The sequence below is a fragment of the Lysobacter sp. F60174L2 genome, from assembly GCF_052547135.1.
In genome coordinates this window covers 201727-227498 of record NZ_JBQWRA010000003.1, presented here as the reverse complement: position 1 = coordinate 227498, position 25772 = coordinate 201727, and the positions used below count along the sequence as shown (strand labels likewise).

Annotated in this window: 32 protein-coding genes; 24 read left to right on the top strand and 8 right to left on the bottom strand. The window is 68.2% G+C overall.

Annotated features, from left to right (window positions below; all coding sequences use genetic code 11):
• Positions 1–89 precede the first annotated feature (89 nt).
• Entirely contained in the window at positions 90–515 is a 426-nt protein-coding gene (locus ACT9AS_RS10070; RefSeq protein ID WP_445100002.1) for a DUF1801 domain-containing protein, read from the top strand.
• A 156-nt stretch (positions 516–671) separates the two neighbouring features.
• Here ACT9AS_RS10070 and ACT9AS_RS10065 read toward each other — a convergent pair whose 3' ends face one another.
• From ACT9AS_RS10065 to ACT9AS_RS10055, 3 genes are all read right to left on the bottom strand, one after another.
• On the bottom strand, positions 672–1088 hold the full coding sequence (locus ACT9AS_RS10065; RefSeq protein WP_445100001.1) for a GFA family protein: 417 nt from the start codon (positions 1086–1088) through the stop codon (positions 672–674).
• Between the two features lie 65 nt (positions 1089–1153).
• Positions 1154–1711: an SRPBCC domain-containing protein gene (locus tag ACT9AS_RS10060; protein ID WP_445100000.1), complete on the bottom strand. Its 558-nt coding sequence runs from the start codon at positions 1709–1711 to the stop codon at positions 1154–1156.
• Complete coding sequence (locus ACT9AS_RS10055) at positions 1708–2097, bottom strand: metalloregulator ArsR/SmtB family transcription factor (protein ID WP_445099999.1); 390 nt, start codon at positions 2095–2097, stop codon at positions 1708–1710. The genes ACT9AS_RS10060 and ACT9AS_RS10055 overlap by 4 nt, the downstream gene beginning before the upstream one ends.
• Positions 2098–2207: 110 nt before the next feature.
• Between ACT9AS_RS10055 and ACT9AS_RS10050 the strand changes: the two genes are divergently transcribed.
• From ACT9AS_RS10050 to ACT9AS_RS10015, 8 genes are all read left to right on the top strand, one after another.
• Complete coding sequence (locus tag ACT9AS_RS10050; RefSeq protein ID WP_445099998.1) at positions 2208–2936, top strand: hypothetical protein; 729 nt, start codon at positions 2208–2210, stop codon at positions 2934–2936.
• Positions 2924–3385 (top strand): hypothetical protein, encoded by a 462-nt coding sequence (locus tag ACT9AS_RS10045; protein WP_445099997.1) that lies wholly within the window; start codon positions 2924–2926, stop codon positions 3383–3385. The genes ACT9AS_RS10050 and ACT9AS_RS10045 overlap by 13 nt, the downstream gene beginning before the upstream one ends.
• 188 nt (positions 3386–3573) lie before the next feature.
• Positions 3574–3993, top strand: a complete 420-nt coding sequence (locus ACT9AS_RS10040; RefSeq protein WP_445099996.1) for a GNAT family N-acetyltransferase — start codon at positions 3574–3576, stop codon at positions 3991–3993.
• Positions 3990–4466 carry a helix-turn-helix domain-containing protein gene (locus ACT9AS_RS10035; RefSeq protein WP_445099995.1) on the top strand — a complete coding sequence of 159 codons (477 nt, stop codon included), beginning with the start codon at positions 3990–3992 and terminating at the stop codon, positions 4464–4466. The genes ACT9AS_RS10040 and ACT9AS_RS10035 overlap by 4 nt, the downstream gene beginning before the upstream one ends.
• Positions 4463–4900, top strand: a complete 438-nt coding sequence (locus ACT9AS_RS10030; protein ID WP_445099994.1) for a VOC family protein — start codon at positions 4463–4465, stop codon at positions 4898–4900. The genes ACT9AS_RS10035 and ACT9AS_RS10030 overlap by 4 nt, the downstream gene beginning before the upstream one ends.
• Positions 4897–5130 carry a hypothetical protein gene (locus ACT9AS_RS10025; protein ID WP_445099993.1) on the top strand — a complete coding sequence of 78 codons (234 nt, stop codon included), beginning with the start codon at positions 4897–4899 and terminating at the stop codon, positions 5128–5130. Before ACT9AS_RS10030 ends, ACT9AS_RS10025 begins: the two co-directional genes overlap by 4 nt.
• 361 nt (positions 5131–5491) lie before the next feature.
• Entirely contained in the window at positions 5492–5818 is a 327-nt protein-coding gene (locus ACT9AS_RS10020) for a hypothetical protein (protein ID WP_445099992.1), read from the top strand.
• A gap of 79 nt (positions 5819–5897) precedes the next feature.
• On the top strand, positions 5898–6233 hold the full coding sequence (locus ACT9AS_RS10015) for a monooxygenase family protein (RefSeq protein WP_445099991.1): 336 nt from the start codon (positions 5898–5900) through the stop codon (positions 6231–6233).
• 25 nt (positions 6234–6258) lie between these two features.
• Here ACT9AS_RS10015 and ACT9AS_RS10010 read toward each other — a convergent pair whose 3' ends face one another.
• Positions 6259–6957, bottom strand: a complete 699-nt coding sequence (locus ACT9AS_RS10010) for a hypothetical protein (protein WP_445099990.1) — start codon at positions 6955–6957, stop codon at positions 6259–6261.
• Positions 6958–7102: 145 nt separating this feature from the next.
• On the opposite strand from ACT9AS_RS10010, the gene ACT9AS_RS10005 reads away from it, so the two are divergent.
• The 6 genes from ACT9AS_RS10005 to ACT9AS_RS09980 all read left to right on the top strand — a co-directional run bounded on the left by ACT9AS_RS10005 (position 7103) and on the right by ACT9AS_RS09980 (position 14271).
• Positions 7103–8017, top strand: a complete 915-nt coding sequence (locus ACT9AS_RS10005) for a DUF2268 domain-containing putative Zn-dependent protease (protein ID WP_445099989.1) — start codon at positions 7103–7105, stop codon at positions 8015–8017.
• A gap of 157 nt (positions 8018–8174) precedes the next feature.
• The gene (locus ACT9AS_RS10000; RefSeq protein WP_445099988.1) at positions 8175–8903 is read left to right on the top strand and encodes a VWA domain-containing protein; all 729 of its coding nucleotides are present in this window, start codon (positions 8175–8177) and stop codon (positions 8901–8903) included.
• A gap of 110 nt (positions 8904–9013) precedes the next feature.
• On the top strand, positions 9014–9568 hold the full coding sequence (locus ACT9AS_RS09995; RefSeq protein WP_445099987.1) for a YdeI/OmpD-associated family protein: 555 nt from the start codon (positions 9014–9016) through the stop codon (positions 9566–9568).
• 39 nt (positions 9569–9607) lie between these two features.
• Complete coding sequence (locus ACT9AS_RS09990) at positions 9608–9952, top strand: TfoX/Sxy family protein (RefSeq protein WP_445099986.1); 345 nt, start codon at positions 9608–9610, stop codon at positions 9950–9952.
• A 93-nt stretch (positions 9953–10045) separates the two neighbouring features.
• Positions 10046–11191, top strand: a complete 1146-nt coding sequence (locus ACT9AS_RS09985) for an efflux RND transporter periplasmic adaptor subunit (RefSeq protein WP_445099985.1) — start codon at positions 10046–10048, stop codon at positions 11189–11191.
• A complete protein-coding gene (locus tag ACT9AS_RS09980; RefSeq protein WP_445099984.1) occupies positions 11188–14271 on the top strand; it encodes an efflux RND transporter permease subunit in 3084 nt (1027 codons plus the stop codon). The genes ACT9AS_RS09985 and ACT9AS_RS09980 overlap by 4 nt, the downstream gene beginning before the upstream one ends.
• Positions 14272–14325: 54 nt before the next feature.
• Here ACT9AS_RS09980 and ACT9AS_RS09975 read toward each other — a convergent pair whose 3' ends face one another.
• Positions 14326–14880 (bottom strand): outer membrane beta-barrel protein, encoded by a 555-nt coding sequence (locus tag ACT9AS_RS09975; RefSeq protein WP_445099983.1) that lies wholly within the window; start codon positions 14878–14880, stop codon positions 14326–14328.
• Positions 14881–15069: 189 nt separating this feature from the next.
• Here ACT9AS_RS09975 and ACT9AS_RS09970 point away from each other — a divergent pair, with 189 nt between their 5' ends.
• The 4 genes from ACT9AS_RS09970 to ACT9AS_RS09955 all read left to right on the top strand — a co-directional run bounded on the left by ACT9AS_RS09970 (position 15070) and on the right by ACT9AS_RS09955 (position 18280).
• Complete coding sequence (locus ACT9AS_RS09970) at positions 15070–15426, top strand: DMT family protein (protein ID WP_445099982.1); 357 nt, start codon at positions 15070–15072, stop codon at positions 15424–15426.
• A 4-nt stretch (positions 15427–15430) separates the two neighbouring features.
• A complete protein-coding gene (locus ACT9AS_RS09965; RefSeq protein ID WP_445099981.1) occupies positions 15431–16543 on the top strand; it encodes a sterol desaturase family protein in 1113 nt (370 codons plus the stop codon).
• A gap of 54 nt (positions 16544–16597) precedes the next feature.
• Complete coding sequence (locus ACT9AS_RS09960; RefSeq protein ID WP_445099980.1) at positions 16598–17002, top strand: GFA family protein; 405 nt, start codon at positions 16598–16600, stop codon at positions 17000–17002.
• A 126-nt stretch (positions 17003–17128) separates the two neighbouring features.
• Positions 17129–18280: an alpha/beta fold hydrolase gene (locus ACT9AS_RS09955; protein WP_445099979.1), complete on the top strand. Its 1152-nt coding sequence runs from the start codon at positions 17129–17131 to the stop codon at positions 18278–18280.
• A gap of 257 nt (positions 18281–18537) precedes the next feature.
• On the opposite strand, the gene ACT9AS_RS09950 is transcribed toward ACT9AS_RS09955, so the two are convergent.
• The gene (locus tag ACT9AS_RS09950) at positions 18538–19602 is read right to left on the bottom strand and encodes an oxidoreductase (RefSeq protein WP_445099978.1); all 1065 of its coding nucleotides are present in this window, start codon (positions 19600–19602) and stop codon (positions 18538–18540) included.
• A gap of 165 nt (positions 19603–19767) precedes the next feature.
• Here ACT9AS_RS09950 and ACT9AS_RS09945 point away from each other — a divergent pair, with 165 nt between their 5' ends.
• Genes ACT9AS_RS09945 through ACT9AS_RS09925 form a run of 5 tightly spaced genes read left to right on the top strand, consistent with a single transcriptional unit; the run spans position 19768 to position 23586 of the window.
• The gene (locus tag ACT9AS_RS09945) at positions 19768–20727 is read left to right on the top strand and encodes an acetyl-CoA carboxylase carboxyltransferase subunit alpha (protein WP_445100354.1); all 960 of its coding nucleotides are present in this window, start codon (positions 19768–19770) and stop codon (positions 20725–20727) included.
• 1 nt (position 20728) lies between these two features.
• Positions 20729–20989 carry a hypothetical protein gene (locus ACT9AS_RS09940; RefSeq protein WP_445099977.1) on the top strand — a complete coding sequence of 87 codons (261 nt, stop codon included), beginning with the start codon at positions 20729–20731 and terminating at the stop codon, positions 20987–20989.
• Between the two features lie 33 nt (positions 20990–21022).
• Complete coding sequence (gene tilS, locus ACT9AS_RS09935) at positions 21023–22417, top strand: tRNA lysidine(34) synthetase TilS (RefSeq protein ID WP_445099976.1); 1395 nt, start codon at positions 21023–21025, stop codon at positions 22415–22417.
• 31 nt (positions 22418–22448) lie between these two features.
• On the top strand, positions 22449–22712 hold the full coding sequence (locus ACT9AS_RS09930) for an exodeoxyribonuclease VII small subunit (RefSeq protein ID WP_445099975.1): 264 nt from the start codon (positions 22449–22451) through the stop codon (positions 22710–22712).
• Positions 22705–23586, top strand: a complete 882-nt coding sequence (locus ACT9AS_RS09925; RefSeq protein ID WP_445099974.1) for a farnesyl diphosphate synthase — start codon at positions 22705–22707, stop codon at positions 23584–23586. Before ACT9AS_RS09930 ends, ACT9AS_RS09925 begins: the two co-directional genes overlap by 8 nt.
• A 163-nt stretch (positions 23587–23749) precedes the next feature.
• On the opposite strand, the gene ACT9AS_RS09920 is transcribed toward ACT9AS_RS09925, so the two are convergent.
• Positions 23750–24097: a DUF4870 domain-containing protein gene (locus ACT9AS_RS09920; RefSeq protein ID WP_445100353.1), complete on the bottom strand. Its 348-nt coding sequence runs from the start codon at positions 24095–24097 to the stop codon at positions 23750–23752.
• Positions 24098–24381: 284 nt separating this feature from the next.
• The gene (pmbA, locus tag ACT9AS_RS09915) at positions 24382–25755 is read right to left on the bottom strand and encodes a metalloprotease PmbA (RefSeq protein ID WP_445100352.1); all 1374 of its coding nucleotides are present in this window, start codon (positions 25753–25755) and stop codon (positions 24382–24384) included.
• Positions 25756–25772: the final 17 nt, after the last annotated feature.

The following is a 25772-nucleotide window of genomic DNA, read 5'->3' as shown; positions in this document are numbered from 1 at the left end:
CTGCATGGCCGCCCCCCGGATGGCCCCTTCTGCATGCGTAGTTAACATCGCCGCGCGACCATGGCCGTGACTCGACGGAGGAGCGCCCAATGACGAAGAAATCCGACGACAAGCCCAAGCTGCTGTCCGGCGGCAACCCGCAGATCCCCAAGGGCGACGGCGACGAGCCGGTGCAGGCCTACATCGCGGCGATGCCGGGGTGGAAGCACGACGTGGGCCGCCAGCTCGACGCGCTGATCGAGCGCAGCGTGCCGAAGCTGCGCAAGCCGGTGCGCTGGAACTCGCCCTTCTACGGTGTCGAGGACAAGGGCTGGTTCCTCAGCTATCACTGCTTCACCAGGTACATCAAGGTGACCTTCCATCGCGGCAGCTCGCTCAAGCCGATGCCGCCCGAAGCCTCGAAACACGAGCACGTGCGCTACGTGCACATCAACGAGGACGAAGGCATGGACGAGACGCAGATGAAGGACTGGATCAAGCAGGCGGCCGGTATGCCGGGCGACGAGTTGTTCTGAGGTACGCGAAACTCCCGCGATCACAAGCGGGGATGCGGCGGTGGAGCTACAGTCGCGGCGCGCGGCTGGGCGGCGGCCATTGACCCGTCGTAGCAGATGGCCGCCGGCCGTTGTCGGTGAGGAAGACCCTGCCAGCTGCACGTGCCAGCCGGGTGCTCAGCCCGGCGGCATCTTTTCGAACTTCGGCAACGCCGGATCGAGCCGGTCCCAGGCGTGGCCGCTTGCGGTGTACGTCACCAGTTGTGGGCGATAGCGTCCGGGGTCGTCGAGGCTCGCGGCATGCACGATGAACTGGTCGGGCACGGCCGCGAAGGTCATGTAGACCGGCGATCCGCAGGTGGGACAGAAGGCGCGCGTCTTCACGTTGCCGCTGTCGCCGGTGCTGTCCCGGCATTGCGCCTCGCCGCTCAGTTTCACCTTGTCCCGACCTTCGAAGCTCAGGTACGAGCCGTGCCCGGTGCCGCTGATGCGCTGGCAGTCGCGGCATTGGCAGTCGCTCATCAACAGCGGTTCGGCGTCGATTTCGTAGCGGATCGCGCCGCAGGCGCAGCCGCCGGTATAGGCCTGGCTCATGTCGTCTCTCCGTTCCGGGTGGATCGCGGCAGCGTGCGTCGCGCCGGGTGATCGCGTGTTGGATCTCAGGCCGGGATGCGGCGGTCGTATTCGGCGCGCAGGCGTGTCCAGCCGTCCCAGAAGGTTTCCCGTGCGCCGGGGTTTTCGCCGTTGGCGCGGGCGAGCAGGATGTCGAGGTGGATGTGCCATCCGGCGCCGATCATCAGCAGGTTGGCGCGGTCGGAAATGCCGCGGTGGACGAGGGTCAGCAGCACCTGGTCACCCTTGGGCTCGAGGTCGAAGGTCACGTCGCCGCCGCCCTCGCCCCAGGTGAAGGCAAGCCGGCGCGGCGGGTCGAGTTCGGTGATGCGGCTGCGCATGCGGTTTTCTTCGGCGAAGCCTTCCGGGCGCTGGCCCGGCGGGTCGGTCAGCTCGTCGTTGCGCCAGACGAGCTCGAACGGGGCGCCCTCTTCCAGTTGCATGTCGCCGGCGGCCAGCCATTGGCGGCGCAGTTCGCCTTCGGTGAGGTAGGACCAGACGCGCTCGATCGGCCCCGGCAGCAGGCGCTGGATGCGTACGGTTTGGGGTGCGCTGACGACGCCGTAGTCGGCTTCGGGGGTGGCGATTGTGGTGGCGGTGTTCATGGCTTTCTCCGTGGGGGACGGGTTTTGCGGGCGGGCGCCCGTGGGGATGATTTGGTGGCGTCCTCGGCCTTGAGGAGGGCGTCGAGGGCATCGAGCTTGCCGGTCCAGAAGCGCTCGTAATGGCGCAGCCATTCCGCACCCGCATGCAGCGGACGCGCGTCGAGCCGGCAGGTGTGCACGCGGCCCTGCACTTCGCGCTGGATCAGGCCGGCGCGCTCCAGCGTCTGGATGTGCTTGGACGCGCCGGCTAGCGAGATGTCGAACGGCGCGGCCAGTTCGCCGACGGTGCGTTCGCCGCCGGCCAAGGCACGCAGCATCGCGCGCCGGGTCGGGTCGGACAGGGCCTGGAACACGGTGTCGAGACGGGGGGAGTATTTGTCAACCATGTGGTTGAACATACGCCGCTACCGGCAATTGTCAACCGTTTGGTGAAATGTCCCAGCCACCGAGCTGCCCTGCAATGGGGGGGGCCGGGCAGCCTGTTGTACATTCGGCGGTGACGCGGCTGCGTGCTGGTGGCCAGGTGATTGAAACGCTTATGGCTTCAAGACTGCGCTGGCAAAGGATCGTCGTTGCAGCCGCCTGCTTGGCGATTCTGCTGTTATTGATTGGCCTTGCACCGATCGGAGTTCGTGCCATCACCGCGACCTATCAACGATGGGCCACGATGCCGCGGCCCGATCCGGCCACCGATGCGGAGCAACGGGAAATCCTCCGAGCCCTCAGCAGGGGCGACACGTTCCTTCGAACGCGAGGTGCCAGCCCACCGACGCATGGTCCGGATCGGCCGAGAGTGACGTTGAGCGATGAATCGGTAGTCATCTGCGAAGGCAGCAAGCCGTTTGTGCCTGACATGCCGCACTGCCCCCACGTTTCGGGCATCGTGGCAGCCGATTGGGACAACCGGATTCCACGAAAACTGCGTCAGGAACTGGTCCTCGCCAACCAGACCAGCCGACCTATCCCCGATCCCGACGTTGCGGGTGTTGTGCTCCGCCCGGCCGCCCAAGTACACAAATCAATATCCGCCGCGCGATTCGGGGACTTGGGCGGAGGCAGCTATGTCCGCGTAAGTCGCGCGGTGCTATCGGACGATGGGCAACGCGCGCTGATCTATGTGGACTACCGATGCGGCAGTCTGTGTGGGGCGGGATTCATCCATGACCTTGTGCGCGACGGCGATAGATGGCGTTTGCAGCACTCGCTCGGACTATGGATCAGCTGATCTCGCACTGGGACGAACGGGGACAAGTGAAAACTTTCATCTATAAAAAGCCGGTCCGGCTCAGCCTTGCACGCATCGGCACTCTGTTGCTGGTTTTTGCTCTGTCGTGGTTTTTCATACCGGACACGAGCCCCCGTTTCGTCATCCTGTTCGTGGTCGGGTCTGCGTTGGTCTTCGCATTCGTGGGCAGTCTGGTCGCGCCGTACATGAGCGGGGTGCTTCTGGAAGGCGGGCGTATCGAGCAGATCACAGCATTCGGTGGCTTGATCGTGGTGGCAGTGGATGATCTCGACCGCGAACGGAGCATGTTGTCGCCTGCGGGATTGCACCTGGTCCCGAGCTCGGGCGAAGCGTTGATCGTTTCTCCCCTGGAGTACGGCCACGACGACATCCTGCGAATTGCTCACTACGCAGGCCTGTCGGATGCTGGCTGGGCGCAAGAGGTTTGACCCTCCCGCCAACACCCGCAGCACGAGCAAGCGAAGTCATTGATCACATGGCTGGTTAACTGCATCGGGCAGGAATTGGCATCATTGTCGACACGTCTGATCCATCACCCCGGGCTCGCATACAACCCAATAGACGACACGAAGCCATGCCGCTATCAATCCAGGAAGTTGCGCCAACACAGGCACCGATGGCGCTGTTGCTTCTCGCCGACCCTTCGGAGGAAAAGCTGCGCTCCTACCTCCCGGCATCGCGATGCTTCGTTGCGTCGTGCAACGGGGGCGTCGTGGGTGCATGCGTAATCCAGCCCCTCGGGTCGAGTGCACACGAACTGATGTGCGTCGCGGTGGATCCCGCTCATCAAAGATCCGGCTACGGCCATGCGCTCCTGAAGCACGTGGTCGACCTGTTCCGGGAATCCGGCGCCCGCACGCTGCAGGTGGGCACGGGGTCGTTTGGCTACCAGCTTGCCTTCTACCAGCGGCACGGCTTCAGGGTCACGGGCATCGACCGCGACTTCTTCATCGATAACTACCCGGAGCCGCTGTTCGAGGACGGGATTCAACTCTTCGACATGCTGCGTCTCACGTTGGCGATTCTGCCGAAATGACTCAGAGCCCCGAACTGCTGAGGCGCCTGCTGCGCGCGAAGGACCGCATGGACGGCGCGCCCCATGAAGCGTGGCCGGTGCCGCGGCTGGCGCAGGTGAGCGCGGTGTCGGAGGCGCACTTCGCGCGTGAGTTCAAGAAGGCCTTCGGCGTGCCGCCGCACCGCTATCTGCTTACGCGGCGGATCGAGCGGGCCATCGCGTTGTTGCGCGACACCGATCTGCCGGTGACCGAGATCGCCTACCGGACGGGCTGGAACAGCCTCGGCACGTTCGGCCGCGTGTTCCGCGACATCACCGGCGACAGCCCCGGCGCGCTGCGTGCCCGCGAACGGCCCGCCGCGCCGGATGCGGAGCGCGCACCCGAGTGCATCGTGCGCGCCGCGCACCGGCCCGACCTCAGGACCGCAGTTTCGGAGAAGCGCCGCCGCGAGGCGGATGGGATAAAGACGCTCCAGACAACGGAGGTTCCATGAGTCAGAACATTGGTGTTGGTGTGGTCGGCCTGTACGTGCGCGACCAGGATGAGGCGCTCGCGTTCTACGTCGACAAGCTCGGTTTCCGCGTCCACACGGACGCACGCAACGGCGATTACCGCTGGCTCACGGTCCAGCACCCGGAGCAGGCATCGTTCCAGCTCGGCCTGTTCAAGCCGGGGCCGCCGGTGCACGACCCGGCCACCGCGCAGGCGCTGCTCGAAGTGCTGGCGAAAGGCGCGATGCCGCCGCTGGTGCTCACGGTGGACGACTGCCGCGCGACCTACGAGCGGTTGAGCGCATGCGGTGTCGAGTTCACCCAGGAGCCGGTGGCCCGCTACGGAACGGTCGACGCGGGCTTCCGCGACCCGTCGGGCAACGGGTGGAAGATGATCGAGGCCAGTGGCGAGTCCTCTCCGAAGGACGCGCCATGAGCGGGAGTCGCTGGGTCCGGCAGAGCCACCGCTGGGTGTCGATCGTCTTCACGCTGACGGTCATCGCGAACTTCGTCGCAATGGGTGTCGGCCCGGGCCAACCGCCGCCGTGGATCACCTACGCACCGCTGCCGCCGTTGTTCGTGCAACTGCTGACGGGGCTGTACATGTTCGCGCTGCCGTACTTCGACAACTCGCCCGCGACGGCTCGTACGCGCTCCGAAACCTGACCAGGCCGCCGAACAATGAACCTGTTGTTCAAGCCGTGACTCAGCCGTTAGGCCTCACCAAGGGGGTTCACAAATGAAGTCAACAAAAACTATGCTCACCCTGGGTATCGTTTTCATGGCTTGCGGGCTTACATTTTTAGTTGTTGGCCTAACCACCCGGTTGGTCGCGCTCTGGGCGCCTGGGCCAGCATTCATCGGCTCGGGGATCGTGTTTCTGGCGACATCCACGGCCCGTTCGCGCTCCAACAAACAGAACGGTGGCGATCGGGCAACGACGGGCGATGAGGCCTGACAGGTCATTCAAGCCGAAGCCGCTTCGTGGCTCGGCTTGACTCAGGCGTCGGGCGCCAGAGGAGGTTTCATGCAACGTGTATTGGCAGTTCTGACCATCGCCGCGCTACCCACAATTGCGGGTGCTTCGGGCAGCCCTGGCGACCACTACCACGACTTGACCATTCACCAAGCCTCCGCACTCGTCCCCTGGTGTCGATCTGAGGCAGAAGCTCGCTATATCGCCAGGAACATCGTTCCGTATCAGTGGACGGCCCGCTACCATGACAAAGGCAACGTCCTGTACGTGGAAGGCAAGCTCCGGGTTCATGGCGATGACGTCGCTGTCCGTTGCAGGATTGCGCGTGGCGCACGTGAGAAGTACGCAGTCATCGAGATAGATGATCCAAGCTTGTGACCGGGTGCGTGGCTAGCCCTGACAATTCATTCAAGCCGAAGCCGCTTCGCGGCCCGTCTTAATTCCGGCGATACACGACATGCCAGCCAACACTCCACGACCGCCCTACTACGCCGTCATCTTTACCGCGCAGCGCACCGGGGGCGACAACGGCTACGACGCGATGGCCCAGCGCATGGACGAGCTGGCGGCGCAGCAGCCGGGCTATCTCGGCATCGAGAGCGCACGCGGGGCGGACGGGGCCGGGATCACCGTTTCCTACTGGGAGAGCCTGGAAGCCATCGCGGCGTGGAAGCGCAATGCGGAGCACCGGCTTGCACAGGCGCAGGGCCGCAGCGACTGGTACTCGCAATACTCGGTGCGGGTGGCGAAGGTCGAGCGGGCCTACGGGCGCGAAGGCCACGCCTCGTCGTAGCGCGCGGCCATCGGCAGGGCGGAACTCAGCCGCCCGCGGCTTCCGGGGCCAGCGTCTGCACCACCTTGCCCTCGGCATCAAGGAACTCGATCGCCCCGAAGCCCTCATCGGTCACGGTCAGACGCAGGCGCGGCCGGCCTTCGGTGTCGGTGAGGTCCAGTGACGGCGTGCCGTCGGCGGCGAGGTTCATCGCGATGCGGCGCACGGCGGGATGCGGTACCACGCGATTGTCGAGCGTGGGTTCGCGCGGCTGCGGCGGCTTGGCGTTGAGGCCGAACTCCACCGCGCCGTCGGGCATCACCCGCCAGCCGACGGCGTCGACGTTGGCGTGGTCCAGCGCGAGCACGGCCGCGGTGCCACCGTTGGCGAGGTCGGCCACGCCGAAGCCGCCGCGCTCGCTGCCCTCGCGGTCGTACACCACCATGCCGGCAACCGGGAAGGCGCGCTGGTAGGACAGCCCATCGATGATCGGCGAGGGCGTGGGCGCGGCCAAGGTCATGCGGATCACGCCAGCTTCGTCGACCAGGTCGATGCGGCGCGCGGTGATGCGCTCGTGGTCGACCGACTCGACCGTGGTCACCGGCGCTTCGTCGGCGACGATCTTCTGCAGTTGCTCGGCGGTGTATGGCTTGAGTTCGGCGGCGCCGGCCAGGTTGATCGCCGGGACAATGGCGAGGGTGGCGGCGAGTACGGCCAGTGCGGTGCGGTGGGGTGATGCAGTCATTGCTTGCTTCTCCTTCGGACAGTTGGCGCATCATCGCCGGGCCGAGCGGATCGCGACATATGCCGATCCGCACGGTGCCGGCGGGGACGCTCGATCCGGCCGTGCGCGTGGCATTGTCGCCACCACGGAAAACATGGAGAACAGCATGATCAGGATTGCGATGGCCGCCCTCGCCCTCGTGGCCGGCACGGCGGCGGGCGATGCGGCCGCGAATGACGCACAACCCGTCATCGAGACCGGCGACGTCGCGCGCTTCTACGAGATCTACGACGCGGCGGACGGCAGGCCGACCGCCGAGGTGCTGCAGAACGACTACCTGGACCCGGGTTCGGATGGCCTGCACACGCTCGCACGGCTGCGCCGGGTCGATGGCGAGTCGATCGCCGCGGCGATCGCCAGGCGGCCGGAGATCTACTCGGAGGCGCGCGAGTGCGTCGAGGTCCTGCCGCGGGTGCATGACAGGTTGGCGGCGGCGATGGGCAAGCTCGGCGAGCTCTATCCCGAGGCGCGCTTTCCGCCCATCACGGTCGCGATCGGCCGCGGCAAGCCGGTCGCCGTCGGCGGCTACGCGAGCGGCGTGCAGGTCGGCCTGGAGGCGCTGTGCGCGACCGACTTCATCAACCCCGACATCGAGGACCGCTTCGTGGGTGTCGCCGCACACGAGTTCGCGCATGTCCAGCGGACGGTCGATTTCTCCGACCAGGAAAACGTGACCGTGCTGGCGATCTCGCTGGAGGAAGGCCTGGCCGAGTTCGTCACCGAGCTGACCACGGGCGCCGTGGCCTACGCCTACATGGAAGACCTGGTCGCCGGGCGCGAAAAGGAGATCGAGACGGCGTTCCTCGCCGACGCGGACAGCACCGAGCTCTCGGACTGGGTCTACAACAGCACGCCGGACAAGCCGGGGGACCTCGGCTACTGGGTCGGCTACCGCATCACCAAGGCGTACTACCAGCAGGCTGAGGACAAGCACCAGGCGCTCCGCGACATTTTCGGGATGACCGACCCGGGGGCGTTCCTGCAACGCAGCGGTTGGCGGCCGGGGATCGCACTCGACTAGACCGGGCGCTGCGTGGCGCGATCGAGTCGTATCATGCAGGTCTCGCGCGGGGAGCGCGTTCATGCAGGCGATCGCCAATGTGATGGCGTCGGCCGCGTGCCCGGAAGTCCCGCGAAGAGCCAATTCTTTCGTGTTGCGTACAGAGGAGTGACCTTAGATGAAACCTGCTTTTCGTGTACTGATCTCGGCCAGTGTCATCGTGCTTCTGTCGGGCTGCTACGCGGTCCAGAAATCGGACAGCTACTACGGCGTCAAGACCGTCGACCAGAACGTGGTCTTCGTGCTCGACCGTTCCGGCAGCATGGAAGGCAAAGACGAAGGCATCGCCGGCGTGGCGGTGCAGAGCCAGGTGCTGAACAGGTCGGCGGACGTGGCCCAGGACAAGGTGGGCGGTTTCCTCGGCAACCTGATCGGCGGCCAGATCCGTAGCGAAGGCACCAAGATGGGCGCAGCCAAGCGCGCGCTCATTCCGGCTGTGCGGGGGCTGGAAACACCCAGCCGTTATGCGGTCGTGACTTTCGGTGGCCAGGTCGACACCTGGCACGGGCAGATGACGCCCGCAACGGCTTCGAGCAAGAACGTCGATATCGTCCGCATCAACCAGGTATCGGCCGAGGGTGGCACGCCCATGCTGACGGCGCTCCAGCGCGGGTTCCAGTACCCCGATGCCACCGTCATCTTCCTGTTGACCGATGGCCAGCCGACAGACTCGAACAACGCGGACATCCTTGCCAGGGTCGCTGCGCTCAACAGTACCCGGCGCGTGGTGATCCACACCATCGGTTTCGGCGATGACAAGGACACCGCGTTCCTGCGCCGGTTGGCGCAGGACAATGGCGGCCAATACATCGACCAGACCAACGCCGGCAACTGGCTGCCGTTCTGACGAAGGACGAGTCGACGCCGCCCGCCTGCGCGTGGGCGGCGTGACTCCCGCACGCACTGCGTGGCAGAGTTCCGAACGCGCCCGACCTACTGCACTGCGAGGATCAGACGATGGCCACCGCAAGCAAGTCCGCCAACATCCGTTTCAAGGCCCGGCTGTTGCGTCCGGCCAAGCCTGCCCAGGCCAGCTGGACGTTCCTCGTGTTGCCCAAGGACGCCAGCGCCAAGCTCCCCACGCGCAGCATGACCACCGTCGATGGCACGCTGGAGGGCGCGCCGTTCACGGCCACGCTCGAACCCGATGGCAAGGGCAGCCATTGGCTCAAGGTCGACAGGAAATTGCGCGAGGCCGCGGGCGCCGAGGCCGGCGACGAGGTCGCACTGGAGGTCGCTCCGGTGGAAGTGGAACCCGAACCGAAAGTCCCGGCCGACCTGCGCAAGGCATTGGCCGACGCTCCGCAGGCGCGTGCGGTGTGGAAGGACATCACCGCCGTCGCCCGCCGCGACTGGATCCACTGGATCACCTCACCCAAGAAGCCCGAAACCCGCGTCCGCCGCATCGACGTCGCCTGCGACAAGCTCGCCAGCGGCCAGCGCCGCGCCTGCTGCTTCGACCGCTCGGGGATGTACAGCAACAGCCTGGCCGCGCCGGAAGCGGCGGACTAGGCTGCGGACGGCACCCACGCCACCCGAAGCAATCCGCCCATGGCCACCACCCGCGACTTCATCGACTACATCGCCGAGCAGGCGGACCTCGGCGAGGCGCTCACGTACAAGCGCATGTTCGGCGAGTACGGGCTGTACCTGCACGGCAAGGTCATCGCCTTCGCCTGCGACAACAGCCTTTTCATCAAGGCCGCCCCGGCGACAGCCGCGCTGACCGACCCGCTACCGAAGCGTCCGCCCTACCCCGGCGCCAAGGACTACCCGGTCGCGGACGAGCTGCTCGACGACGGCGACGCGTTGCGCGCCCTGCTGGTAGCGACCGAGGCGGCATTGCCCGCGCCCAAGCCGAAGAAGCCAAAAGCCCGCAAGCGCAAGCCGGGCTGAGCGCGTCCCCGTTGCAAGCACGCGCCCCCGCGGTGAAAGCGGAATTTATGTACTTGCCAGTACACTGGCGCGTCCTTGCCGCCGGAAACCCCTATGCCCGCACTCCTCCGCACCTGGCTGCCGCTTGCCTGCCTCTGTCTCGCGCTGGGCGCGTGCGGGGGCGATGACGCCGATGGGGACGCCACGTCCGATGCCAAGGCCGGGATGGCGGTCACCACCGCGCCGGTGGTGCGGCGCGAGCTGGCCAGCGGCGTCACCGCGTCGGGGCCGATCACGCCGGTCGAGGAGATGCAGCTCGGGGTCGAACTGAGCGGGCAGCGGGTGACCGCGGTCAACGTCGACGAGGGCGAAGCGGTCGACAAGGGCGACGTGCTGCTGACGCTGGACGCGCGCACGCTCGACTCCGACCTCGCCCAGGCGCAGGCGGCGTTGCGCGAGGCCGAGGCCGGCGCGGCGCTGGCGCGATCGAACCTGGCGCGCGGCGAGCAGTTGGCCGGCGGCCAGTACATCAGCGCCGCATCGCTGGACGAACTGCGTGCAGCGCGCACGCAGGCCGAGGCCCGGGTCGGCACCGCGCGGGCGGCACGTGACGCCGCGCAGTTGCGGCGCGACTTCGCGACCCTGCGCGCACCGGCCGACGGAATCATCTCGGCGCGGCTGGTGCAGCCCGGACAGGTGGTCGCCGCCGGCAGCGAGCTGCTGCGCCTGATCAGGGACGGCAAGCTGGAATGGCGCGCCGAACTGCCGGCCGGCGACCTGGGCAAGGTGGATCCGGGCGACCGCGTCGAGCTGCGCGACCGCGACGGCACCGTGGTGGTCGGCACCGTCCGCGCGGTGTCGCCGGGCGTCGATGCGGCCAGCCGCACCGGCACGGTGTTCGCCGACCTGCCCGAGCCGGCCGACCTGCAGCCGGGCACCTACCTCGAAGGCCGGGTCAACACCGGCCTGGCGACGGTGCCGGTGGTGCCCGTAGCCGCGGTGGTGCTGCGCGATGGATTCCCGTCGGTGTTCGTGGTCGAGGATGGCGTCGCGCGGATGGCACGGATCGAGCGCGGCGCGACCGACCACGGCTATGTCGAGGTACGCAGCGGGCTGGATGAAGGCGCGCAGGTGGTGACGCGTGGCGCCGGATTCCTCGCCGATGGCGACGCGGTGCGGGTGGTCGACCCGGCGCCGGTGCCGGGCTCCGGCACGGCGCCCGGCGCGACGTCCGGATCCGACGCGGCCACCGCCCGATGAGCGGCGGCGGCACCCTCTCCGCCTGGGCGATCGGCCGGCCGCTGCCGGCGGTGATGGTGTTCTTCGTGCTGTGCGTGGCCGGCATCTGGGGCTTCATGCAGTTGCCGGTGGCGCGCTTCCCCGACATCGCCTTCCCGATGACCACGGTGACGGTGATGCAGCCCGGCGCGTCGCCGTCGCAGCTGGAGACCGAGGTCACGCGCCGGATCGAGGACTCGGTCGCGACCATCCCCGACATCAAGCGGGTGATGTCGACGGTCACCGAGGGCGTCAGCACCACGATGATCGAGTTCGAGCTCGAGGTCGACATCGCCGAAGCGCTCGACGAAACCAAGGATGCCGTCACCCGGGTGCGCACCGACCTGCCGCAGGACATCGAGGAGCCGCTGGTCAGCAAGGTCGAGATCGGCGGCGCGCTGCTGACCTATGCGGTGTCGGCGCCGGCGATGGCACCGGACCAGTTGTCGTGGTTCGTCGACCGCGAGGTCGCGCGGGCGCTGTATGGCGTGGACGGCGTCGCCCAGGTGTCGCGCATCGGCGGCATCGAGCGGCAGATCCGGATCGACCTGGACCCGCAGCAGTTGCTGGCGTTTGGAGTGACCGCGGCCGAGGTGTCGCAGCAGCTTGCACTGATCCAAGTGGAGCGCCCCGGCGGCCGCGCCGAGATCGGCGGCGAGCAGCAGACCATCCGCACCATCGGCACGGTCGAGGACGTGCGCGACCTGCGCAACTACACCATCAGCCTGGCCGACGGCCGCGCGGTGCGGCTGTCGTCGATCGCGACGGTCACCGATGCCGCCGCCGACCCGAGCCAGGCGGCGTTGCTGGACGGCGAGCCGGTGGTCGCGTTCTCGGTATCGCGCAGCCGCGGCGCCGACGAGCTGGACGTGGCGGCGGAGGTCAAGGCGACCCTGGCCGAACTGGTCGAGGCCAACCCCGGCGTGGAGTTCGAGCTGGTCAGCAACATGATCGACGAGACCGAACGCTCCTACGAGTCGTCGATGACGATGCTGTGGGAAGGCGCGCTGCTGGCGTTGCTGGTGGTGTGGCTGTTCCTGCGCGACTGGCGCGCGACCTGGGTCAGCGCGGTGGCGCTGCCGCTGTCGATCATCCCGACCTTCGCGGTGATCTACTTCCTCGGCTTCTCGCTCAACATGATCACGCTGCTGGCGCTGTCGGTGGTGGTCGGCATCCTGGTGGACGACGCGATCGTCGAGATCGAGAACATCGTGCGCCACCTCGGCATGGGCAAGAGTCCGCGCGAGGCAGCGCGCGAGGCCGCCGACGAGATCGGCACCGCGGTGATCGCGACCTCGATGACCTTGGCGGCGGTGTTCGTGCCGGTCGCGTTCATGCCCGGCATCGCCGGCAAGTTCTTCCGCGAGTTCGGCTGGACCGCGGCGACCGCGGTGCTGTTCTCGCTGCTGGTCGCGCGCCTGCTGACGCCGATGATGGCGGCCTACCTGCTCAAGCCGCACGAGGACCACGTCGCCGAGTCGCGGCTGATGAAGCGCTACCTCGGCTGGGTCGACGCGGCCCTGCGTCATCGTGGCCGCACGTTGTGGGTGGCGTTCGGGTTGTTCGTGCTGTCGCTGTGCCTGGTGCCGTTCATCCCGACCACGTTCATCCCGACCACCGACCAGGGCCGCAGCAACCTCAGCATCGAACTGCCGCCGGGCACGCCACTGGAAGAAACCACCGCCGTTGCCGAGCAGGCGCGCGCGGAGCTGGCGTCGATGCCGGAACTGCACAGCGTGTTCACCATGGTCGGCGCCGCGCTCGACCTCGGCGACCCGTCCAAGACCGGCAGCGGCAGCGCGCGCGCGGCGACGCTGGTGGTCGACTGGGGCCCGGCCGACGACCGCGACCGCAGCCAGCAGCAACTGGAACAGGAAGTGCGCGAGCGCCTCGCCGACCTGCCGGGCACGCGGGTGAGTTTCATCAGCGCCGAACCCGGCGGCCTGATGCAGCTGGTGCTGGCCGGCGACGACCCCGAAACGCTGCATGTCGCGGCGGCCGCGGTCGAGCGCGACCTGCGCGGGCTGGAAGGCCTCGGCAGCATCTCGTCGTCGGCGTCGCTGCTGCGCCCGGAGATCCGCATCGTGCCGCAACCGGCACGCGCGGCCGACCTCGGCGTGGCAACGGCATCGATCGCCGAAGCCGCACGCGTCGCCACCGCCGGCGACTACACCCAGCGCATGGCCAAGCTCAACCTGCCCGACCGGCAGATCCCGATCCGGGTCGGCTTCGCCCGCGAGGACCTGCGCGACCCGGCGCTGATCGGCCAGTTGCAGGTGCGCGGCAACCAGGGACCGGTGCCGTTGTCGGCGGTGGCCGAGATCGAATCGGGCAGCGGACCGTCGGTGATCTCGCGCTACAAGCGCCAGCGCAACGTCACCCTCACCGCCGAGCTCAATGGCCGTCCGCTCGGCGAGGTGATGCAGCAGGTGCAGCAACTGCCGAGCGTCAACAACCTGCCTGCCGGGGTCGACTTCCTCAACACCGGCGACGCCGAGGTGTTCGTCGAGCTGTTCACCGGCTTCGCGCTGGCGATGGTGGCCGGCATCGTCTGCATCTACATGGTGCTGCTGTTGCTGTTCAACCACCCGGTGCAGCCGCTGACCATCCTGACCGCGGTGCCGCTGTCGGCCGGCGGCGCATTCGGCGCGCTGCTGCTGACCCAGAACATGCTGTCGCTGCCGGCGCTGATCGGCCTGCTGATGCTGATCGGCGTGGCGACCAAGAACTCGATCCTGCTGGTCGACTACGCGGTGATGGCCGAGGACGAACACGGCCTGTCGCAGCACGACGCGCTGGTCGACGCCTGCCGCAAGCGCGCGCGGCCGGTGATCATGACCACGCTGGCGATGGGCGCCGGCATGATGCCGCTGGCGCTGGGCCTGTCGGGCGACTCCAGCTTCCGCGCGCCGATGGCGTGGGCGGTGATCGGCGGCCTGATCACCTCGACCCTGCTGAGCCTGATCGTGGTGCCGGCCGCGTACACCGTGCTGCACGACGTCGGCGACTGGTTCGCGCGGCGGGTGCGGCGCCAGGCGAGCGGCCAACCCCGGGCGGCCTGACCCGAACAAAAAACGGCCGCCCGGAGGCGGCCGTCAAAAACCACGCGAGGTGGCTTAGAAGCGGAACTCGCCGCCGACCGCGATGGTGTCGACATCGACGTCCACGCCTTCGAAGTCGGCCTGGCGACGGTCCAGGTTCAGCGACAGGCCGAATCGACGATTGAAGTCGTAGCCCACGCTGACGCCGAAGTACGGCTTGGTGGAGTGCTCGTCGTCGATCACGTCGAAGTCGTCTTCGCGCAGTTGGGCGGTGATGCGGGCGATACCCGCGCGGCCACCGACGAAGAAGCCGGTGTTGCCGGGGCCGAAGTTCTTCTTGGCGGCAACGCCGGCACCGAACGAGACCAGGTCGAGGTCCACGTCATCGCCGAGGTACTCGGTATACAGGGTGCCGATGTGCCCCTCCACCGCGAAGTTCTGGTTGAACCAGTAGCCGCCGCCGAACGTGGCGGAAGTGTCCTTCTCGCTGTCGGAGAAGCCGGCGAAACTCATCTCGACATCGCTCTGTCCGACTTCGGCACGGATGTAGCCGGTGCCATTGGCAGCCATCGCGGACGGCGCCAGAACAGCGAGCGCGAGCGCGGAGGACAGAATCAGGGTGTTCTTCATGGGGGTTTTCATCCTTTTCTTGTTCAACGCCCAGACTTGGGCGCGGCGCAGGATGCGCAGGGCGTCGCGATTTGTCAATTTTTTGTTAATGGGCAAACCCTCGACCCACAATGCCCGGTCGCGCGATGCTTGGCCTCGTTCGCGCTCCGACGTTCAATTTCCTATTCCATCCCTCCCGGATTCCGCCACATGCAAGCGACCTGGCTCACCATCGGCCTGCTCACCCTGAGCAACGTGTTCATGACCTTCGCCTGGTACGCGCACCTCAAGGAGCTGGGAAGCAAGCCGTGGATCGTGGCGGCGCTGGCCAGCTGGGGCATCGCTCTGTTCGAGTACCTGCTGCAGGTGCCGGCCAACCGGATCGGCTACGAAGTCATGTCGCTGGGCCAGCTGAAGATCCTGCAGGAGGTCATCACGTTGACCGTGTTCGTGCCGTTCGCGGTGCTCTACATGAAGGAGCCGCTCAAGCTCGACTACCTGTGGGCGGGCCTGTGCATGCTCGGCGCGGTGTACTTCATGTTCCGCGACAAGCTGGCGGGAGGTTGATCGCATGGAACGCACGCCCCGCTCATGGCTCGCCCATCTGTCCGCCGGTCTCGGCCTGCTCGCCGTGCTCGGCGTGCTGTGCTTCCACTTTCCCGAACAGCTGACCAGCCGCGATTTCCGCGCGGTCTACAGCGAACAGTTCGCGCGCCACCTGCTGCTGGTCGGACTGGTGGCGGCCTTCGTGCTGGGGACGCTGGCGATCCTGCGCAACCGAGACAAGCGGGTGGCGCTGGTGGGCGTCGTGTCAGCGGCGGTGGCCGTGGTGCTGGGCGGGGCGACGGTGCATTTCGAGGCGTTCGAGTCGACGCCGTTCTCGCTCGGGCTCGACTGGTTCGTGGTCTCGCTGTTCTTCTCGGCGCTGGTGTTCGTGCCGATCGAGAAGGCGCTCGCGGTGCGGGCGATGTCGCCGCTGCGACCGGAGTGGCGCACCGACCTGGCGTACTTCTTCATGAGCCACGTGCTGGTGCAGTTCATCCTGATCGCGGTGACCGCGTCGACCACGACCGTGTCCGCATTGGCGGCATTTCCTGCATTGAAGGCGGGCATCCAGTCCCTGCCGGTGTGGGTGCAGTTCCTGCTGGCGGTGTTCGTCGCCGACATGGCGCAGGCGCTGCTGCACCGGGCGTACCACAACGTGCCGTGGCTCTGGCGCTTCCATGCGGTTCACCACTCCAGCCGCCACATGGACTGGCTGGCCGGCTCGCGCATCCACCTGGCCGAGATCCTGCTGACCCGCAGCATGGTGCTGCTGCCGCTGGTGGTGCTGGGCTTCTCGGCGCAGGCGGTCAACGCCTACGTGATCCTGGTCGGGATCCAGGCGGTGCTGGCCCACGCCAACCTGCGGCTCGACTTCGGCTGGCTGGAGTACGTGCTGGTCACTCCGCGTTACCACCACTGGCACCACGCGCGTAAGCAGGAATACGTCGACGTGAACTACGCCATCCACCTGCCGCTGATGGACATGCTGATGGGGACGTTCAAGCGCCCGCCGCGCGGTGAATGGCCGGCGGAGTACGGCGTCATGAAGCTGGAGACGGTGCCGCGCGGGATCTGGGCGCAGGTGCTGATGCCGGTGCGGCGCACGCGGGTCTTCGAGGACCACGTCGGCCGCGATTGACGGGCCGCTCCGGGTGGCGGCGATACCATGGCCGCTTTCCGACCGGAGCAAAGCATGATCAAGCAAGTGGATGGCGTACCGGTCCAGCCCCGCCACCGCGCGAGCTGCCATTGCGGCGCGGTCGAACTGGAGCTGGAACTGCCCGACGGCATCGTCGACCCGCGGCGTTGCGACTGCTCGATATGCCGGCGCAAGGGCGCGGTCGTGGCGTCGGTGCCGCTGGCCGGGCTGCACGTGGTCAAGGGCGCCGACCAGCTGAAGCTCTACCAGTTCAACACCCGCGTCGCCCGGCACTACTTCTGCGGCAACTGCGGGATCTACACGCACCACCAGCGCCGTTCCAACCCGCAGCAGTACGGCTACAACGTCGGCTGCCTGCAAGGAATCAATCCGCTGAAGATCGATGGCGTGGTGACCGAGGACGGCGTGAACCATCCGTCCGATGCCGCGCGCTCCTGAGCGATGCGCGCGGACAACGAAAGGTTGCATGGTCTTTCGACACACGCTGGAGCGGTCGCGCGTCGATAAGGTGGTTCCCGACCGCGGCGCGATGTCCGCGGAATCGAACCGGCCACTGGAGGCGCCATGCGAACCATCGGACTGTTGACCCTGCTGACCGCGACACTGTGGCTGTCGGCCCCATCCCCGGCACAGGCGCAGGAACAGCCCTACGCACCCGACTGCGGCGAGCTGTGCGGCAAGATGCGCGAGGTGGTGCGGGACCTGACCCGCATCGATACGCCCGACGGCGTGCAGGAAACCTACAAGGCCCGTATCGGCGGCATCGACCAGTGGGTCAACATCCGCGGCCATGACCGCGACAACCCGGTGATCCTGTTCGTCCACGGCGGCCCGGCGTCGCCGGCGATGCCGACCACGTGGCAGTTCCAGCGGCCGGTCGAGGAGTACTTCACGGTCGTCCAGTACGACCAGCGCGGCGCGGGCAAGACGTTCCGGACGAATGATCCCGAAGCGGTCGGCGACACGCTGCAGATCCAGACCTATGTCGACGACGCGATAGAGATGGCCGAGCACGTCCGCGCGCGTCTCGGCAAGGACAAGCTGGTTCTCGCCGGCCACAGCTGGGGCACGATCGTGGCTACCCACGCCGCGCTGCAGCGTCCGGACCTGTTCCATGCCTACGTCGGCATCGGCCAGGTCATCAACACGCGCCTGAACGAGAAGCTGAGCTTCGAGTACGGGTTGCAGCGGGCACGCGAGGAAGGCAACGAGGCGGCGGTGCGCGAGATGGAGTCGATCGCGCCCTACCCCGGCGATGAACCGATCACCCGCGAGCGCATCATCATCGCCCGCAAGTGGCCGCAGCATTACGGCGGCATGACCGCCTACCGCGCCGAGTCGCCGTATTACCACCGCGGGCCGTGGCTGTCGCCGGAGTACAGCGCCGACGACGTGCGCGCGATCGGCGAAGGCAACGTGTTCACGCTGTGGCGGGTGTTGCCACAGTTCCTTGACGTGGATTTCAGCGGCGTCGAATCGTTCCCGATCCCGGTGGTGATGTTCATGGGCCGCCACGACTACACGACGCCGTCGGCGCCGACCGCGGAGTGGATCGCGAACGTGGATGCGCCGTGCAAGGCCGGCGTGTGGTTCGAGCACGCCTCGCACATGATTCCCTGGGAGGAGCCGGGCAAGACGCTGGTCAGCCTGCTCCGCTACGTCCGGCCGCTGGCGACCGACCCGGGCACCTGCCCGATGGATGCCGGGGCGGGTTGAACCGGCATCGCCGTTTTCCGTCGCGACCTTGCCGTTTTCCGTCGCGACCTTGCCTGGCTTTTTGTAGGAGCGACGAAGTCGCGACCGCACGGCGAATCCGGACATCGGTGAAATCGCGACTTACGTCGCTCCTACATCGGAGGCGCATATCCGGATGTCACCAGCATCTCCCGATACGGCGGATCTTCATCCCGGCCCCGGCAACCTCTCCTCGACGTTCCCATAGCCGCGATCGATGCGCTGGATGCACTCGATGCTCACCACGCCCGGCCGTACTGCGGCGGCGGGGTGATTTCGGCGCCCAAGGCATGCGCCGCGCGGCGCGGGAAATACGGGTCGCGCAGCAGTTCGCGGGCCAGCAGCACCATGTCGGCCTCGTCGTCGGCGACGATGCGCTCGACCTGCGCCGGGTCGGTCAGCAGGCCGACCGCGCCGGTGGCGATGCCGGCCTCGCGGCGGATGCGGCACGCGAACGGGACCTGGTAGCCGGGCTGCAGCGGGATCTTCGCGTTCGGCACGGTGCCGCCGCTGGAAACGTCGACCAGGTCGATGCCGCGATCCTTGACCCGCTCGGCCAGGGCGATGCTCTGCTCGATGTCCCAGCCCTCGCCCTCGACCCAGTCGGTCGCGGAGATCCGCAGCCACAGCGGCAGGCGCTCGGGCCAGTCGGCGCGGACGGCGTCGATGACTTCCAGCAACAGGCGGGTGCGGTTGTCGAAACCGCCGCCGTAGCGGTCCGTGCGGCGGTTCGAGATCGGCGACAGGAACTCGTGCAGCAGGTAGCCGTGGGCGGCGTGGATCTCGACCATCCCGAAGCCGGCGTCCAGCGCACGGCGGGTAGCGGCAGCGAAATCCTCGACCACCTGCGCGATGCCGGCTTCGTCGAGCGCCGCCGGTACCAGCGAGTCGCCATCGAACGCCACCGCCGACGGTGCCACCGGCGTCCAGCCGCCCTCTTCCGGACCGACCGGGCCGCCGCCACGCCACGGCGCATCGGTGCTGGCCTTGCGCCCGGCATGGGCCAGTTGCACCGCCGGTACCGCGCCCTGTCCGGCGATGAAACGGTTGATCCGCACCCAGGCCTGCGTCTGGGCCTCGTTCCACAGGCCGGTGTCGCCCGGCGAGATGCGGCCCTCCGGCGACACCGCGGTGGCCTCGGCGATCACCGCCGCTGCCCCACCGACCGCGCGGCTGCCCAGGTGCACCAGGTGCCAGTCGTCGGGCAGGCCATCTCGCGCGGAGTACTGGCACATCGGCGAGACCGCCAGGCGGTTGCGGAAGGTGATGCCGCGCTGGGTCAGGGGGTCGAACAATCGGGACACGAAGCGTTCCTCGGGTACGGGCGTTGCGGCCAGTAGACAGGAGTTGGCGTGAGCATGTCGCGCAGCCGGGATCGCCGGGAGCGGCCACACGCCTCGGTACGGCCGGGACCGGTCGGATAGACTGTGCCCCTGACCGGCAGCACGCTGCCCGAGAGCCGGACCCGCATGAACCCGAACTACCTCGATTTCGAACAACCCATCGCCGACCTGGAAGCCAAGATCCAGGAGCTGCGCCATGCCAGCCACGGCTCGGCGGTCGACGCCGACACCGAGGTCCACGCGCTGCAGGACAAGCTGCGCCGGCGCACCGCGCAGATCTTCCGCGACCTCAGCCCGTGGCAGGTCTCGCAGCTGGCCCGGCATCCGGCGCGGCCGCACACCAACGACTACATCCGGGTGATGTGCGACGAGTTCCAGGAGCTGGCCGGCGACCGCGCCTACAGCGACGACGCCGCGATCGTGGGCGGGCTGGGCCGGATCGACGGCCGCAGCGTGGTCATCATCGGCCACGAGAAGGGCCGCGACACCAAGAGCAAGATCCGCCGCAACTTCGGCATGCCGCGCCCCGAGGGCTACCGCAAGGCGCTGCGGCTGATGAAGCTGGCCGAGCGCTTCGAGCTGCCGATCCTGACCTTCATCGACACCCCCGGCGCCTATCCCGGCATCGGCGCCGAGGAGCGCGGCCAGTCCGAGGCGATCGCGCGCAACCTGCTGGAAATGGCCGAGCTGAAGGTGCCGATCATCTGCACCGTGATCGGCGAAGGCGGCTCCGGTGGCGCGCTGGCGATCGGCGTCGGCGACAGCACGGTGATGCTGCAATACAGCACCTACTCGGTGATCTCGCCGGAAGGCTGCGCCTCGATCCTGTGGAAGGACGCCGGCAAGGCCAAGGACGCGGCCGAGCAGCTCGGCCTGACCGCGACCCGGCTGCATGGCCTGGGCCTGGTCGACAAGGTCGTGCGCGAGCCCACCGGCGGCGCCCACCGCAACCCGAAGCAGATGGCGACCCGGCTCAAGACCGTGCTGATGAACGAGCTCGACGCGATCGAGGCACTGCCGCCGGAGCAGTTGCTGCAGCGCCGCTACGAGCGCCTGCGCGGTTACGGCGCGTACGAGGTGGCCTGAGATGGCCGGCAAGTTCATGGCGACGGTGTGGGCGCTGGCGTGCGGGGTGCTGCTGGTGGCGGCGTACCTGCTGCTGGACGCCAACATCATGTTCGCGATGATGGCCGCGGGACTCGCCGTGGCCTGCGGGCTGGTCGCCTGCGCGTGCCTGCTAAAGCCCTCCGCGCGAAGCCTTGAACGTGCCTCCCGCGGCAGCGACGCGGACGTCGCCGGTGGCGCGGAAGCCCGGCCAGACACGCGCCGCAGGTGGGGACCGCGCTGAGCCGCGCCTCCGCGCGCAGCCCGGCCGCCGCGCATGCACGCCCTGCCCGCACTGCTCGATAACGCGCTGCAACGCATTCCCGCGGGGCCGCTGTGCGTGGGCTTCAGTGGCGGGATGGATTCGACCGTATTGCTGCACGCGTTCGCCGCGTTACCGTCGGCGCGCGCACGGCGCCTGCGTGCCTGGCACGTGCACCACGGGTTGCATGCAGATGCCGACCAATGGGTGGCGGAATGCGAGGCGGAATGCGCGGCGCTTGCCGTTCCGCTGACGGTGACCCGCGTCGAGGTGGAGCGCGATGCCGGGCACGGCCCGGAAGCATCGGCCCGGCAGGCGCGCCATGCGTCGTTCCGCGACGGGCTGGCAGTCGGTGAAATCCTCGTGTTCGCGCATCACCGTGACGACCAGGCCGAAACCTTCCTGCTGCGCGCAATGCGAGCCTCCGGGCCGGACGGGCTCGCCGCGATGCGGGAATGGCGCGGCTTCGGCCCGGGCCATCTTTGGCGGCCGTTGCTCGGGGTTCCGCGCGCGGCGCTTGAGGGCTACGCGACCGGGCAGGGGCTGCGCTGGATCGAAGACCCGAGCAATGCCGACGCATCCTTCGATCGCAACTTCCTGCGCCGGCAGGTGCTGCCGCTGTTGGCGGGGCGCTGGCCGCACGCAACGGCGGCATTGGCGCGATCGGCATCGCTGTGCGGCGAGGCCGCGGAGTTGCTGGATACCGGCGATGGCGAGGCCTTGGCGGATGCGGTCACCGGAGATCCGTGGACGCTGTCGCGTTCGCGGTTGTCCCGCCTGGCGCCCGCAAGGCGCGCCCGCGTGCTGCGCCGCTGGATCGATTCGCTGGGCTTGCCGCCGCTGCCGGCGGAAGGCGTGGCGCAGGTCGAGTCGGCGTTGTTGCCGGTGCGTGCGGATGCGGTGGCGAAGTTTGAATGGCATGGCGCGGTGATCCATGCGTGGCGGGATCTGTTGCATGCGGGTCGGGTGCGGGAGCCGTTGCCGGGGGGTTGGCGTGTGGTGTGGGACGGGGTGGAGCCGTTGGGGTTGCCGGGGGGTGGCAGTTTGCGGTTCCTGGATGTCGCGACTTACGTCGCTCCTACAAGAAGCCCGGGCGGCAAGGCGGTTGCGACATTGGCGGGCCGGGAGCTTGATGGCGGACTGGTGGTGCATGCGCGGCAGGGTGGCGAGCGGATCACGTTGCCGGGGCGGTCGCATGGCCATGCGTTGAAGCAGGTCTTGCAGGATGCGGGCGTTGCGCCGTGGCAGCGGGTACGCCTGCCGCTGCTGTCGACCACCGATGGCGAGCTGCTGGCGGCGGGCGACGTCGTCTGTTCGGCGCGTTTCGCGCAGTGGCTGGACTCGCATGGACTCCGATTGCACTGGGCCGATGGCGACCCGGCCGGCGACAACGGGGTGGCCGTCGATTGACCGCGCCCGACCCCGGACGCACACTTGCCCGATGCCACGCAAAGCCACCCCCGAAGCCTCGCCGGTCGCCGATTTCGAAGCCTCGCTCGACTCGCTCGAGCAACTGGTCGAGAAGATGGAGCACGGCGAGTTGAGCCTGGAAGAATCGCTGGCCGCCTACGAGCGCGGCGTTGGCCTGTATCGGCGCTGCCAGACCGCGCTGGAGCAGGCCGAGTTGCGCGTGCGCCTGCTGAGCGACCCGCAGGACCCGGCCAGCGCCGAACCGTTCGCACAGCCCGCCTCGCCCGATGCTTGACCCGCAACTGGCGGCTTGGCGCGAGCGCAGCGACGCCGCGCTGGCGGCCGCCCTGCCCGCTATCGACGCGGAACCGCGAGCCCTGCACGCCGCCATGCGCCACGCGGCGCTGCTCGGCGGCAAGCGCATGCGTCCGCTGCTGGTGCATGCCAGCGGTGCGTTGTTCGACGCCGATCCGCTGGCGCTCGACGCCCCCGCGGTCGCGGTCGAACTGATCCACGCCTATTCGCTGGTCCATGACGACCTGCCGGCCATGGACGACGACGAACTGCGCCGAGGCCAGCCGACGGTGCACGTCGCGTTCGACGAGGCCACCGCGATCCTTGCCGGCGATGCGCTGCAGTCGCTGGCGTTCGCGGTACTGGCCGACGCGCCGGTGGACGCCGATACACGGGTGGAGTTGCTGCGCACGCTGGCCACCGCGGCCGGCAGTAACGGCATGTGCGGCGGCCAGGCGCTCGACCTGGGCGCCACCGGCGATGGCAGCACCCTCACCGTGGCCGAACTCGAGCACCTGCACCGCTGCAAGACCGGCGCACTGATCCGCGCCGCGGTGCGGATGGGCGCGTCATGCGGCCATGCCGGCACCGCCGACCTGGCCCGCCTCGACGATTACGCCGATGCGCTCGGGCTGGCATTCCAGGTGCGCGACGACATCCTCGATGTCGAAGGCGACAGCGCCACGCTCGGCAAGACCGCGGGCAAGGACGCCGCGCAGGACAAGGCGACGTTCCCGGCCTTGATCGGGATGCAGGCGTCGCGGGAGCGCCTCGCGCAGCTTGGCGCCGGCATGCTCGACGCACTCGAACCGTTTGGCAAACGCGCCGATGCGCTGCGGGAGTTGGGGCGACTCGCGGTTGATCGCGACCGCTGAGGCGGTTTCGCTTCCCCGACAACGAAACGCTCGCCCCATGTAGGAGCGTTGCGTACACAAAGCGGTGCGTACACGAAACGTCGCGTGGACAAAGCGTTTTCGCAGCGCAACGCATCCGCCGCAAGGGAGCCAGCCGGAACCCGGCCGGCTCCCCTCAAACGACCTACTTGATCAACCGCAGCGTCAGCGGATACCGATAGGCCACGCCTTCGTTGGCCTTGATCGCGGCGATGATGCTCAGCACCAGCCAGGCGATGCCGATGATCACCCAGGCCGGGATCGCGATGACCAGGCCGATGCCGAGGGTCACGATCGACAACACCGCCAAGGCGAGGAAGATGATGCCCACGGTGATGTTGAAGTTGAGCGCTTCCTTGCCCTGGTCATCGACGAACGGCATCGTGTCCTTCTTGGCCAGCCAGATGATCAGCGGGCCGACGAAGCAGCCCAGGCTGCCTGCCCAGCCAGCGGTGAGGATGCCGCCGATCAGCGCGGAAAGGTGCGCGAACATCGCCCACTGGCGCGCTTCGGCCGAATGCCCCTCCGGCGGCGCATCGGAGGCCGGCGGTGGCTGGTTGAAGGACTTGTTGAACGAGTCGTTGAACGAGGACTGCTGGCCGCCCGGGGCCGGTGGCGGCTCCGATGGCGTGCGCCCGGTCGCGTCGTTGAACGGCGGCGGGGTTCCGGGTGATTCGTTTTCGTCGGGGTTCATGGCGTGCTCCTGCTGCATGGGTCTGGCACGAATCTCCGCCGAAAGCCCTTGCGGGTCAACCGCCGAAGGTCAGGTGGCGCCGCTCATCCCTCGCCCGCAACCGTCATCCGGCCGACCAGGATCGAGCCGGTGCGCACGTGCGAGCGCGGGTCGACGTCGCTGCCGACCGCTTCGATCGCGGCGAACATCTGCTTGAGGTTGCCGGCGATGGTGATGCCGTCGACCGGGTACTGGACCGTGCCGTCCTCGACCCAGAACCCCGCCGCGCCGCGCGAATAGTCGCCGGTGATGGCGTTGACGCCCTGCCCCATCAGTTCGGTGACCAGCAGGCCGCGGCCCATGCCGGCCAGCATCGCCTCGAAATCGCCGCCGTTGCTCGCGACCTGCAGGTTGTGCACGCCGCCGGCATTGGCGGTGGTCTGCAGGCCGAGCCGGCGCGCCGAGTAGCTGCCGAGTACGTAGCGCTGCAGCACGCCGCCGGTGACCAGCGGCGACTCGCGGGTGGCCACGCCCTCGGCGTCGAACGAGGCCGAGCGGAAGCCGCGCGGCAGGAACGGCAGTTCGTCGATCGCGAACCAGTCCGGGAACACCCGGGTGCCGGCGCTGTCGAGCAGGAAGCTGGCGCGCCGGTACAACGCGCCACCGGAGACCGCGCCGAGCAGGTGGCCGATCAGCGAGCGGGCGATCTCGGCCGAGTACAGCACCGGGTACTGGCCGGTCGCGACCTGCCGCGGCGCCAGTCGCGACACCGCGCGCTCCGCCGCCTTGCGGCCGATCGTCGCCGCCGACTCAAGCTCGTCCGCGGCCAGCGCGATGCTGTACCAGCCGTCGCGCTGCATCGCGGCGCCGCGGCCGGCGATCAGCGCGCAGCCAAGACTGTGCTGCGTGCTGCGCTCGCGGCCGACGAAGCCATGCGAGTTGGCGTACACCGACAGGCTGCTGCCGCTGCCGACCGAGGCGCCGTCGGAATTCTCCAGCCGCGGATCGAAGTCGCGACCTGCCTGCTCGCAGGCCAGCGCCAGGTCGATCGCGCGATCGGCCTCGATCGCCCACGGGTGCCAGCTGTCGAACTCGCGCAGGTCGGTCGCCATCAGCTCCGCGTCGGCCAGGCCCGCGGCCGGGTCGTGCTCGGTGTGGCGGGCGATCGCGCAGGCCTGGTCGACGGTCGCAGCGAGGCTGGCGTCCTGCAGGTCGGCGGTCGAGGCGCTGCCCTTGCGGCCGTTGAAATAGACGGTGACCGAGATACCGCGGTCGCGGGTCGACTCGACCGTCTCGACCTCGCCCATCCGCACGTTGACGTTGAGCCCGGTGTCCTCCGAGCACGAGACCTCCGCCTGGTCGGCGCCGTTGGCGCGGGCGCGCTCGAGCAGGCGCTGCGACAGCCCGGCCAGCAGGTCGAGGTGGGCGTCGCTGTCGGCGTGGGCCGGCGCGGCCGAGCCAGTGGAACCGGGGGCGATGTCGCTCAATGACTTAT